Raw genomic sequence first — 13,593 nt, forward strand, 5'->3', positions numbered from 1 at the left:
GATCAATGCTCCACCTTGAACGGTAGCCAGCGAGGCGGCAGGTCAGGGCTTCGAAACTCCAGCTCGAATTCGCCGAAAGCGCCTTCCCGTGGAATGATCGACCAGGACAAGGGCACCGTGGTGACGGGCCGCAGGACACGCAACTGCGGGTCAAACCGCAGCCCGAGGGCTTCCGGAGGGAAGCCATACAACGAAACACTGGTTTCGTGAATCAGGTTACTGTCTTTCCTGACCTTCAATTCCAGCGTACTGGGCAGCGTATCCTTGAGGATCATTTTCCAGTTGACCAGATCGTCCATGTCGATCGGCCGCTCGTTCAGCCGAAGCGTGAATTCCCGCACCCAGGAATCCTGTGTCCCCGTGACCCTGGACTCCAACCGGGCTGCCTCCCACCCCAGCACGCCCCTGACGGATGCACTCAGGACATAACGCCCTATCCTCGGCGGTAATTCGAATGTGATCCGCGCCTTGCCAGCCGCATCGGTGACGACCGGCTCGAGCACAACGCCCTTGTAGAACCAGTGCACCCGTACCCCCCCTACCGGCTCGCCGCTGGCGGCACTGACCACCGTGGCCTCGGCGCTGATTTCTTCGCCCGGCGCGTTCTCCAGGCCCGAACCGGTCAGCTCCTGTATCACACAGGCTTCATGTACGAAATAGGTAAACTCAACGACCTCGATGCCACCGACGGCACGGGCAGTCACGGTGCCCGGCCCGGACGCCGTCGCCGTGAAACTGAAACGCGCGACGCCATAGAAATCGGTGAATGTCGCGACGTCCTCCATGGCCTGGTCAGTACCGCTCCAGGACACCTGAACATTTCGGGCAGGTTGTCCGGACAATGAATTGGTCAAGGTGATCTCAAAAAACAACGTCTCGCCCCAGTCAACCACTGTCGGCTCCTGGTTCGTTGCGGCCATGACATCCACAGGCAGGTGGCTGCCCAGGGAAAACGCATTCAGTGGTGAGCGGGCCAACAATCTCGAGGCGGACAGTTGCAGGTAAAACGCCGCATCGGTCCGGTCAGCGGCCAACATACTGAGCGGCAGGCCGGCAGTGCCCAGGGGACGCGACACGCCCAGCCCTACCGGTCCGAAAGACAAGCCCGTGTCCAATTCATAGGCGCCTTCGAGTCCCAGCGTCAGCGCCTGGTTGAGTAAAGGACTGTCCGGCCGGGCGGTGAGCGTCAAGTCCAACCGCCCTTCGCGTCGAGGGAAAAAAGTACCTTCGCCCCACCGCTGTTCTGCGCCGGACCCGACACTGACGCGCAGGTCGAGCCAGGGGTCTTCCTGATACGCGTAAACGTAAAACGCATGCTCGACCTGGGTCGCATCATAGGGGTTGCTGACGCAAGCCAGGACCTCCTGGCTTCCCGCGCTGGTCGGCTGGTAACTGCGCTGGGCGATACCGTCTGCGGCGCTCAACGACACTTGCCCGTCGCCCCACTCGACGCTGACATCGTTTGCCGGCCTGCCCGTGAATGCCGACAGGTACCGTACGGCCAACCGTGCGCTTTCGCCCTTGCTCAGCACCGGGTCGGTCGCCACGTCGTACGGGGTACCGATCACTACCTTATTGTGGGCCAGCTTGAATCCGAAAGCGGCTGGTTGGGTAAAACCGTCGATACCCAGAACAGTGGCACTGCATCGACGCTCCGCTGTTTCAGTCGTGGCTGTCAGGTCACAACGATAACGAATGCCACCGGCGGTCATGGGAGCCGGTTGCGCCAAGGACGGGACGATGACCCACCCCGGCGGCAGGTCCGGTGCCATGGCGGTCTCTAGCAGCAGGCCATGCAGGCCGCCCAGGTTATTCGTCGGCTGGACGGTCAGTTCGTGCGTGGCGCCGATGCACGGGTACAAGTCGACGTCGTCCGTCCAGGTCTTCGGCACTTGATCGAAGACCAGCCCGACCTCGGTGGACAGGTCCCGGGGAAGCGAGCGAAACGCCAGGTCGCGTGCCTCCATCCCGTTCGAGATCACTTGCAGGTCGAACACGCCGCTGGTGTCGACCACCAACGCATCGACGCTCCATTGCACGCCGCTGGCGGTGACGGTGACCGGAGCTTCCATATTGGCGATGACGATTGAACGGACGGCAGCCGGATCGCGCCAGCGCAGGGAAATCTCCTTGCCGATCAGCGGGCTGCCGGACTCCACCGCGAGGCGAAACGCATACGTCTGCCCCATGCGGCACACCGCCCCCGCCCCCACCCGGTCGACCGCAGTCTCATCCAGAGTGAAACTGGCCGTCTTCCAGGCGCTGGTGGCCAAGGTCTGGATCTCGAAGTCGTGCTTGAGCGCCGGCGCGCCTTCTCGGGGGTTGACCCGCGCTGCCAGGGTGTAGGCCCTATGCACCGCGGGCCGATCGATCACGCTGGCCCAGCCGTCGACGCCGGTGAAGGTGCGCTGGAGTCCCCCGGAGGCGTCCCACTCCACCGCAACCCCGGCAACCGGCTGGTCACCTGCCTGGGTCACCACCCGCAACATACACCAGGCATAATCCCCCTCGTCCACCACCGGAGCCCGGTTGGGCCCGCGCACCTCGCCAATCTTCAGGCTGTGCCGGGCCAGCGACATGGGGTTTACCACGGTCGGCCTCAACAGGTCGGCGCTGCCCAACCGCAAGTTGAACTGGCCATCGTTCAGGTCCTGACAATCAAGGCGCCAGACCAGAGGGGTGCTGGTGACCGGAACCGGCTGCATCAAGGCCGGCTGAACCGTCACGCCCAAGTCCTCGGGGGGCTTGCCCTCCCAGGCCAACCAGACATGACGGTTGAGCAGCGGGCTGTCGGCGGCAAAGGAGACTTCCAAGCGATACGACGCACCGCGGTCGGGGTAGCCGGTTTTCTCCCCCCAGGGCGCGGCGTCCATATTCGGGAACTTGACTTGCACAGTCTTCAGCGGGTCCGTGGCATGGGCCTGGACGTTGAAGGTGTGTGCCGTGTTGCCCTGTGCATAAAAGGGGCTCTCGACCCGGGCTTTCACGGCGAGCGCGCCGTCGCGGGCAGGGGTGAAATCAAGCCACGCCTCGCCACCGTCATCGGTCGTGCCGACTGAAATCATGTCATTGCCCAGCAGCCAGGTGACTTCATAACCGCGCATCGGCAGGTCCAGGTAATAGGACTTCACCCGAACGCCCAGCTTGACCGATTGAGCATATTCGATCACCGGTTGATAGGCCGGGTCCAGGATAGTCTCGACCACCAGCCGATGATGCCCGAGCGAAACGGCAATCGGGTAGATATCGGCGTGGTACTTGCTGTAGATGGACAGGTTGAACCGTTGAGTGTCATCCGAGACCGGTTCAGGACAATCCACCTGCCAGGCCGTTTCGATCGTTTGGTTCTCCCCCCATTCGGGCGAGATCACCACCGCCTCCAGGGGGTTGTCCTGGCTCCACAGCAAGGCTTCGGTGCCGGCCCAGGGGCTGTCCGGCGCCGGCTGGAAGGTGACCTGGTGGCGCTTGCTGCCGGTGGCACCGTGACACAGGTAGAGCAAGGGCTCCCCGGTCGGGGTGAACGCCTGGCCATCATTGACGATGCGCGCCAGCACCAGCGGCTCAAGCTCAAGGTGCAAATCGATCCGGGCGACGATGAGGTCCACGGTCGTCGAGGCTTGAGCCGGGCTGAGGATGACGAACTCGAAAAGATCCTCGCCCTCGACATCGAACTCGATCGACGCCGTGATGGGTGTCAGGCTCAATGCCAGGGTTTCAGGGGCGTCCCCCCTGTTCCCCGTTGCAGGCAACGGTATTTCCAGCTGGTCTTCGGTGCCACGCCGGCGCAGGATGAAAACCCCCGGATCTGCATGGCGGTTGTCGTAGAGGAAACTCAAACGGTAGCGCCCCCCGGCTGATTGCGGTGCCGGCGCAGGCACTGTCTGGGTAATCCCCGTACCTTTGTAAAGAGACATGTAGAAGATGGGCAGCCCTTCCCATGTGCCTTCCTTGCGGGCGTAGTTGTATCCTGGCGCACCGGCGCTTTCCCAGTGGGCAAAGCCCAGGTCGAAATGCCCGTTGAGGAGGATATTGGTCCGGGTGTTGACAGGTTCTCTGTTCATCGTTGCGACCCCTTGAGCGCTGTGCTGCCGGCTGTTCGCACTTTGTCCTGGACATACCGGGAAAACGCCGGGCCTCCCACCTTGGCCGTGTAGCGCACCTTCACGATGACGTCGTTCAGGGCCTCCAGTTGCTTCTTCTGACGGTGCTGCTCGCTATCGAACCAGGGGAAGGACAGGGTCCAACGAGACACCGCGCCAGTGTTCTCGAAGGTATTTCGCAAGCCTTCATCAGGTTTCAGCGCCGCCACGCCAAAATCGTCCAGGCCGATGGAAATGGCCATCTGTTCACCGCTGCTGATATTGAGCAGCACATCGGCCGGTGGCAGGGAACTGGCCCCGTACAGGTAGTCCAGCGACTCGAGGGAGGGCTTGATCGCGGTGGCACTGCCGACCTGCGTCAATGTTGCGCAGACGTTTTCAAAAGGGCCAAGCAACGTCGGCAAGGTGACATCCACGGCGCTGATCTGCCGGCAGTAGTGGTCGTGGTAGTCACGGTCGAACAGCAATTGGGAAAGTCGAAAATTCAGGACGCCGTTTTTTGTCAAATAGTTTCGCGCTTCATCCCAGCTTGCGTAGTCCGGCTCTGGATCGATGCCGTCATCGAACAACTGACGCAGGGATACGGTCTTGACGATCTCCAGTCGTCGCTCGTACCGCAGCAGGTAATCGGCTTCCATGCGCAGCAGATCGAGCCGCAACGCGTCTCCGGCGGTCAGGCCGTAATAATTGTCGAGCCACGCATCGGTGCGTATGTGAGAGAGACCGAACTCGGCGGTTTCCAGCTGCAATGCGCTCTGGGCGCTCAGGCACAGGCTGACGACCTGGTCGTAGGCCTGGTAATGCAAGGTCTTGCACTGCCCCAGGTACCAGCGGTACAGCTCGACGCGGGTGGCGCGGGTCAGCAGGAAATCATAGAGTGCCTGGGTCTGTGCATTCATCTTGAGAATCTGCTCCAGACTGGCCTCGGCGGCGTAGACCGCGTGCTCCTGGGCCTTGATCTGCTCATTGATCATCGCCAGCTCCGCCGTGGCCTGATCCCGTGCCAGCCCCCAGTCCTGACGCCGCCGCCGATAGCTTTCGGAGGTGGCATCCTTCTCGGCATCGGTGCGCACCACCTCGGCCGCAACCTGGAATCCATAGCCGACGGCTCTTGGCAGGCTACCCGGCTGGTGCCCGCCGTTGGCCAGGCCGAACACATTGGGGAAGGCGTCGATGACAGCACCGGCCACTTGCATCGACGTGCTCAGCGACGTCAGCCATTTAGCGGTGTCGAACGCCCCCATGACCTTGTATTCGCTATTGGAAATGTGCTCGACATACAGCCTCGCGTAATGGGTTTGCCGCTCCTCGGTCAAGGTACGGCTGCTGTGCAGGGCCGCCAGCGTCTCTCGCAGCTGGGCGAGGTTTTCTTCCTGCACCGTCCTGACGAAGGTACTCAGCTCGGTCAGATGGCGCTGCTGCAACAGTTCCTGCTCGCCTTGGTCCTGCTGCTCCAACAGGCGCATCACCTGGTTGCCGCAATCCTGCAGATACTGGGCGGCCCGGATGGCGGTATCGAACAGCGGGCGCCAGCGAAACGCCGCGACCCGCAAGGGACCGCCCATGGGACGTACGGGCCCGCCAACGCCGGCCGCCAGATTGTTGAGCAGATCCGAAGGGTTGATCGTGCTGAACAGTTCGATGGAGAGGGGTTTGCCGTCGATGGTCAGGTTGTTGCGCAGGTTGTACATGCGCTGGGCCGGTAATTCATAAAGCTGCATCACTCGCTGGCTCACCGGCAGCCGGAAACGACCGGCCCCGATGACGCCGGGGTCTTCGAAAAAACGGGTCCTGACCGGCAACGAACCCGAATCCAGCAGCAACGCCTGCTCGAATGCCTTGAGCTCGGCACTGTCCTCCAGCTCCTCGACCAGCTCCGCCAGCGTGGCGGGCGTCCACTGGCTGAGGGTCTGCACGTCCGGGGCAGCGCCCATCAGGTTCTTGGCTCGCAGGTATTGCAGCTTGGCCGCCGCCAGGCTGTCACGGGTCAATTGCCGATACAGCCAGTCCCCCCACGCCACCAGGTTGGCGACGTAGTCGAGGAAAATCAGCATCTGGTAATGCCGCGGCGTCGAGTAAGCAATCGCGTCGGGATCGGTGGGGTTGTCGGCTTCGCAGCCCACGTCACCCTCGGCGCTGGGCACATTCAACGGTCGGCAACGCCAATAGCGCGGTTTCGGATTCGCTCGAGCGGCGTCGGCGGGCGCCTGGGGATCGAAAATGTAATGCAGCCATTGCTGGGCTTCGACAAAACGCTCTTCGTCCTTGAGCCGCGTTGCCACCAAGTGGGGCAGATGAAAAAACAGTTCCCAGAAAAACAGCCCGTTGGCCCCGTCGAACGGCCCGTTGGGCTCGGCTGCCCCGTCGGGCAGCGCGGGCTCGTCGGGAAACTGGGTATCCCAATCGAGCACGGCATCGGTCGACACGTTGGCGCGCGTCACCAGTTCCGCACCGATCAGGGTATTCAGGCGCGCGTACTTGAGCGTCAGGGCCGGGTCGTTGAGGTGCAGGAATTGGGCTCCGCGCGCATTGCTCTTGTGCAGGGAGGGCAGGCGAGGTTCGACAGGCAGGCCCTTGAGCTCCAGCACGAAGGTCTTGCTGCCAAAGTTACCCGGCCCCTCCAGGATGAATGTGGCGGTCAAACCGGCAAAGCTATCGCGCTCATATTTATTCCAAGCGAATGACCAGCCGCCATTGTCGGAATGCGATTCGGTAGCGGACGGCGGGTCACCGCCCGAGGGAAATTGCACCGATATCGTGAAAGCCTTCGATTCGCCTTCCCTCCCGGGCACCAGAAGGGCACAGTGCGGTTGGAAACGCAGTTGTTGTTTGCCTGCGCTCGTTGTCACCACTGTTTTGAGCGTGAATTTTTCTACCAGCGAATTCGCGCCCACCGATACCGTTTCTGTCATTCTGGAAAATTGCGCAGTCCCGACTCGCTGCTGAAGCGTCGATGGATTGGAGAAGCGAACCATGGCCAAGTGATCCATGATCGGCTTTTCGTCGCCCACTTTGCGAAACAGCGCGTCGCGCGTTTCATAGATGTCCACCGGACCGGATCGTGACCCCAAGAACACCGGTGGGGTCACCGCATTGGTCAAATGCACCGCCAGTCGCCCTTTGGGATACAACGGGTCCACATCGTCGCGCAGCATCACCGCCACCAGCCGGCAGTTCGGGCTGACGTCCTTATCGAACTCCGACAGGTTCAGCCGTATCGGCGGCGACCACTTGCCGTCCAGCGTGATGAACGCCACCTTCAGCTCAAGCTCATAGGGCTTTTGCAAGCCGCCGTCGCCATCGAACAACGCCTGGCGCCATTCGGCCCAGACCAGGCACAAGCGCCCTCCCCAAAAGACCAGCCGGCTGTCGAGCACCTGCACATCGCTGGGAATGTCGACCGGTTGCCATTCGCTCCAGGCCGCCGGGTTGATCGCCCGGCTGTCGACATCCAGCTGGACGTCGGCCTTGCGCCAGAAATAGCGATAGGGCGCGATTCGCTCCCGGCCCACCAGGTAATAGTCGGCACGGCGGGCATCGGCGCCGTCGACATAGCCGTTGAGCACATCCAGGTTGCACACCTCTTCAAAGGCGCGCAGATATTGCTGGACGCCCGACTGCACCGAATCGGTCGTCAGCCGGGTCTGGTTGAGATTGCTTTCCAGCGCCCTGAACAGGCTGGTCTTACGAATGCGCGCATATGGAGTGATGTAGTCCTCGGGCATGCATTTGAGCAATTGGCTGGCGGCCCACAGTGGGTATTGGCTGGCGATGTCCCAATCCTTCAGGTCCTTGCTGTCGAATTCCCGTTGGGTATAGCCCGGTTCGAGCTTCTGATAGACGGCATGGATGTACTGCTGCAAACAACTGACCGCCTCGGCGACCCAGGTCGTCTTGACCTGATGGTTATCCAGGGGATCGGTGCGCAGCCACTCCAGCAGGTCGTCCGCCGTTTGGATCGTCGGGTATCCCTTGTTGTCATCCTTGTCTTCGATCTGCTTGATGCCCAAGGCACATTCGATCAACGCGTCTCGGCGCAGGGCGGTCGCCCGGGTGATGTCTTGCGTGGCCATTGCCCTCTCCTGTGAGTGGGGGGCACTCGTCAAGGCGACGAGTACCGTGGTGCTGGAGAAGCGTGCTTCATGAGATGAATTCGACGGGCATAAACAGCAGGCTCAGGTCATCCCTCCTGATTATCGGTTCGTCAACTTTAAGCGGTGCCGTGCTGGTGAACGTCACGTCGGCCATGCCCTCGGCGTTGGTGGTACCCAGGACAGGGATGTTGTAAAGCGGTTTGAGCTCCCAACTCACCGGCTCATGGGCAACCGGGTTGCCGTAGCGGTCGTGCAAGTGCGCCCGCAAGGTAACGTCGGTGCCGGCTTTTTCCTTGGTGACAACGAAATCGCCCTCCACGCGGGCAAACTCGAACGTAGAAGGATCGTTCCCCAGGGTGATCGTCACCGCCGGCTGTGGCTCGCGGGCATCGAGCCGATAGCTGATCAGGTCACGCCCCATCGTCGTACCGGCATGCACGGTGGCCGTGACCTTGCCATATTGGTTGGTGACGGACTTTGGCGGATCGATACGGCACGACTTGGACGTCCAGTACACGTTGACGTTTTTCTGCGGCTCCCCTGCGAGGGTAACCGTGAGGGTCAGTTCCGCCGTTTGATTGCTGTTGGCGATCATTTCGCTGCGATCTACCGTGCTTTGGACCTCCACCCGATCACCGCCGGCATGAAGACCGTACAAGGGTGAAGTCCTGTGGGGGTCCGCCAATTGGGCCGTGACCTGATCGGCCACGGCCTGGTAGGCACTGAAGGACGCATCGGGCGGCAACATGCCCAGTTTCAGCGTGGTCGATGCATCCAGCGTGCTCTGGAGCGAAAACCCACGCAGGCGCGTGAACAGATCCAGGTGCCCCAGGCTACGGATGTAGCCCTGGCCGGGATTGACCCGGTCGGCGCAGGCGCGCACTTCCTCGGCGCTCCAGTCGAAGAGTTCGGCCAGCAGCTCGGCGGCATGGGCCTGCACCAGTCTCAGCCCGTCTCCGGACAGGTCGTTGGGCAGCCCGTTGACCAGTTCCAGGTAATCGAGCAGTGGTGATTCGGGTTTCTGGCTGAGCGTTACGGCACGGTTGTAGACCGTCAGGTAATACAGCGCGCGTGGGGTGAAGGGGGCCGTGGCGGGTGCGGGCTCGACACCGTCACCGACGCGGAGGTAAAGCGCCAGGAACGCCTCGCTCAGCTTGAGGGTTTTCACGACGTCGCTGCGGTGCGTAAACCCCACCAGCATGCCCAGGAAAGGGTCGCCAGGTTCGTCATCGCGCCGATGGTTGCGCGACGACACGCCCGCGGCCGGACGTCCCGATACGTAGGAAAGCACCTCATATACCGTACTTCCCGCCCAGGCCAGCACCGGCAATGCCAGGGACGCGGACAGTTCGCCATACACCCCGAGGCTCTCCTGGACCACGCTGCGCTGGCCGGCTCGGCTGCTCAGCAACACGCCGACGATCTGCTCGACGGTCTGGGGATCGTCCCGGCCGAGCACTTGGCGCACGATGCGCTCGACCATCGCCCGGGCATAGTCCTCGTAAGGCAGGTCGGCGGACTCGCTGCGATGGATCACCAGCCCGTGCGTGTCGGCCAGTTCGAGCAACTGCTGAGTCCATTGCCGGTCGTTGGACAACGGCGGGACACCAGCCATGCGCAACGCGGCCTCGGTGAACAACGCAGGCGCGAGCTGCGAGCGGAGCAGATCGAAGAGCCGGTTCTGTGCCGGCGAAGGCTCGGTGGGAGCGGCCACGGGTTGGACGCGCTCCACGGTCCAGGCCACGTCCAGGTTATTGTCGGCGCACCAGCGGACCCACCCCTCCAGGCGCTGGATCGACGCCAAGACATCCGCTGCCTGGCCGTCCGCGCCGATGACCGGCCGACCGAGCAACGCAACGAGCCCGGACTCTCCACTCAACCGCCTGAGAATCTCCACCGCCACATTCGGCGCGATTCCCAGTAGCTGCGCTAACCTGGCTATGCGGTAGAAACTGGACAGTACCGGCAGGCTGCGTTGCAGCGCGGTAAGGCCCAGGGCATCGGCGATCAATGGAGCCAGGTTGAAATAGGTAGCCAGGTCGATGTTCAGCCCGCCGCAAATCTGCGCGACCGTCAATGCATCGGCTTCCGTTTCCGGTATCAACTCGAACGTACCGTCGTCCATCAACAACGCGGGTGTCGACAGCGTGTCCCGGTTGAAGACACGGTCGAATTGCGACAGCTCGCTGCCACGACCGAAAACAGAGATATCCCCCACGAATACCGCAAATTCTTGCGCCGAACACCGATAGTCCTCCTGGAGCATCCGGAACAACCCCAATGCCCGGACGGTACTGCTCGTCATCCAGTAATCGGGCGGTTGCGCCTGCGACGAGGCGTTCGCCGTTGCAGCGGAATTCGATTCAGCGCCGATGATCGCGCTCAGCAGCGCATCGGTTTCATGGCTGGGCAACTCAAGGGCGTTGTCCAGACGGATCTTGCGATTGAGACGGTCGATCCTGTCGGTCGTGAAGATACCGTCTTCGGAAATAAGCTCGATGATCTTGTTGGTCTTTTCGTCGCCGCCATATCTGATGAACATCGACGGCTCTGCCAGCCCGTTGTTGACGAACACCGAGCCCGAATGCCCGGGCGTGACCCGGGCATCGAGCATCAACGCATGCTCGGACAGCGTCGGGGCAAACAATTCAACCGAGAGCAGGGCTTCAAGTCCGGATTGAGTCAGCTGGGTCCGCTGGTTGAAAAAGAACGTCTGGTTCAGGTTCTGCGATTCGATGTTCGAGCGCGCCGCGAAGTTTTCCTTGAAATAGCTGTCTTGATCCCCGTCGGGGAAAGGCGACGCCTCCAGCATGAGCTGTCGTAAGGCCGGACTCAGCCGGGCCGCTTGGGTGAGTGCATGACCGCTGGTGTCTCCCCAGGGCAGCGCACGCAGGAAATAAGGAAACGCCGGATCGCACCAGCGCACCACAGTGCCCACGGAAAGCCCCAGGTCCCGGGTCAGTTCGTCCAGCGTGGTCCAGGGATGATGGTAAGGCAGCCCGTTGGGGTAGCGTCGCCGGCTCAGTTTCTCGTCCAGGTTGCCGCCCCCGCCCAAGGAATCCGCGATGGACTTCTCCAGCACGGCGCTGATCACCTCGACCGATGACACCACGCGATGGGTCGTTACCGGATCGATGCGCAGCAGGTCCAAGTCCTTGCGTCGCAAGGTCAGCGCATAAGCGTCGCTGGCTTCGGAAGGCACGAGGCGCCGTTGCGACCAGTGCTTGAGCCACACCGCATAGGCCACGGGTGAATGAATGGCTTCGATTGCATCCGATGGGCATTTATTACCGAAATTGGGTTTGAACAGCCCTTCGTAAGTGGGGCCGTCGACCAACGCCAACAAGCCTTGACGCAGGTGCGAGGGCAGCGACTCGTGGCGGGTCAACTGGTCCTCGATGAAGCCCCTGAGCACCCTCGTCGCCAGCCCGTTGAGACGAAATGCAAGCGCCTGGGCATCCTCGCTTTCCAACCCGTACTCGTTCACCAGCCCGGCCACTCCTTTGCGTGCCAACGCACACACCGAGCCGCCCGCAGCAAAATACTGCTCAAGGTCGGACAGTTGTTCGGACTGTCGCTCAGCCAAGAGTTGTTCGCAAAAACGGCTGGCGATTCGAGCCGGAGAATCTTTCATCGCAGAGCTCCGCTTTAATGATTGAGGACGGCGCGAGCCGTGGGGTTTTCCTCTACCTGAGCCACTTCAAAACGCGGGCTATCACCCCAGTCCGTTCCACTCTGCCGCGCCTTCGCCCAGTGCGAGCCGGGGGCCAACGGTGCTTCGGGCGAGCCCGTCCAGGCACCGTCGGCCACCGGGCGATCCTGGGCGATCAACTGCCGGGCATCGAACCAGTACGACACATCGACGCCCTGGCCGGCCGCGCCGGTGCCTTCGAAAAACACCTGCCCGGCAAACCAGTGACCGGCCTCGGGCGAGGTGAACGTCGGGGCCGGGGATAACAGCAGTACCTCGTGCGCCGCGCTCCAGCCGGAGCGATAACCTTCGCATTCCTGCTGCACCATCAATGAATGAGTGCCGGCCGCACACGTGATAGCGAGGGGAATCGACCAGGTGCGGTTCGCCTGCACCTGCGCCCTGCCCAACAGCGTGTCGGGCGCGTCGCTCCAGGCCACTTCCACCCAATCGCCGACATAGCCATGGCCGGAAATCGTCGCTGTCGCGCCGAGGTGCTGTTGCAGCGCCGGGGACTCGATGAGCGGGATGGCCGGCACGGCGGTGAATTCATGTTCAGGACCGAAATCGGAGGGTTTGCCCTGAAAAAACTGTTTGGCCCGCAGCGTGTAAGTGCCCACCGGCAAATGGGTTTCATAGGACCAGTAGCCATCGACACCTCTGGCCCGCACCGTGGCCAGCGGTTCATCCGCGCCGTCGAGCCACAACTCGACCGTCGCCGTGTCCACCCCGGACGCCTTGCGGGCATAGCCGTCGATGATCGAGACGCGGGCCATGGCATCCCCCGGCTGGGGATACTCGATGGTGGGCGGGAACAGGATCACCGTGAAGGACACCGGCTCGCTCTTCTCCGATGGCCAGCGATCGTACTGCTGGACGGCGTAGACCTGGTGATCGCCGAACGAAAGGTCTTCCAGAATGGGAACCGACCATTCGTTTCCCGTGACTGGGGTTTCGTCGAGAAGCCCTTCCGAGACGAACTCATGCACCCGCATCGTCGCCCCCGGAATGCCACCGGTGCCCCGGATGACCGGGTTGTGATCCACCTCTTCATCGATGGGTGAAGTGATGACCGGTTTCAACACGACGATATCGAACGGCTGGGGCACCTCGTCGGAAGTCTGGCCGCCGAAGGACTGTTTCACCCTGGCGGTATACGCGCCGGGCATGAAAGGTTCGTCTCGGGTGAAGCTCCAGGTGGTACCGCTCACCACTGCGTCATAGGGCGAATCCGGGTCGCCGTCGAACCACAGCTGCACCTGCCCACCGGCCAGGCAGGTGCCGGAAAAACGCGGCGTCAGGCCGTCGTGGCGAAACTCCACGGTGGGCACCGGGGCCCTGATGGTGAATTCCCGCGAGGGGGTCGGCTCAGACCGCAGGTCACTGCTCTCCCCGGCCGGCTTGAATAATTGCCTGGCTTCGACGAAGTAGGTCCCTGGGTTCCAGGCTTCGGCGGCGATGCTGGACCAGGCGTTAATCGCCACGTTGGCAATCGGCGCGGCAGGCGTCGACTCCCCGACCCGCCGCACCTCGACCCGCGCGGCGGGCTGGCCCGTCCAGCTATGGCCGGTGCCGGAGAACACCGGTTTGCGGTCGGCGCCTACGCTAACCGTGAGGGTCGGGACCGGGACCGGCACAGTGATACTGAGCCCATATTCGAAGTCGGAGTAAATCCAGCCGCCAGCCCCATCGGACACACCTTGCCGGG

At 62.4% G+C, this 13,593-nt stretch carries 4 protein-coding genes; all 4 read right to left on the reverse strand.

What is annotated here, in order from left to right; translation table 11 throughout:
• Window positions 1-2: 2 nt before the first annotated feature.
• The 4 genes from BLP99_RS12495 to BLP99_RS12510 all read right to left on the reverse strand — a co-directional run bounded on the left by BLP99_RS12495 (window position 3) and on the right by BLP99_RS12510 (window position 13,582).
• On the reverse strand, window positions 3-4,061 hold the full coding sequence (locus BLP99_RS12495) for a hypothetical protein (RefSeq protein WP_092180408.1): 4,059 nt from the start codon (window positions 4,059-4,061) through the stop codon (window positions 3-5).
• Window positions 4,058-8,173: a Tc toxin subunit A-related protein gene (locus BLP99_RS12500; protein ID WP_092180410.1), complete on the reverse strand. Its 4,116-nt coding sequence runs from the start codon at window positions 8,171-8,173 to the stop codon at window positions 4,058-4,060. The genes BLP99_RS12495 and BLP99_RS12500 overlap by 4 nt, the downstream gene beginning before the upstream one ends.
• A gap of 67 nt (window positions 8,174-8,240) precedes the next feature.
• Complete coding sequence (locus BLP99_RS12505) at window positions 8,241-11,828, reverse strand: Tc toxin subunit A (RefSeq protein WP_092180412.1); 3,588 nt, start codon at window positions 11,826-11,828, stop codon at window positions 8,241-8,243.
• Between the two features lie 14 nt (window positions 11,829-11,842).
• Window positions 11,843-13,582 carry a hypothetical protein gene (locus tag BLP99_RS12510; protein ID WP_143007946.1) on the reverse strand — a complete coding sequence of 580 codons (1,740 nt, stop codon included), beginning with the start codon at window positions 13,580-13,582 and terminating at the stop codon, window positions 11,843-11,845.
• Between the last annotated feature and the right edge of the window lie 11 nt (window positions 13,583-13,593).

Source organism: Pseudomonas sp. NFACC32-1, from assembly GCF_900101215.1.
Taxonomy (GTDB): Bacteria; Pseudomonadota; Gammaproteobacteria; order Pseudomonadales; family Pseudomonadaceae; genus Aquipseudomonas.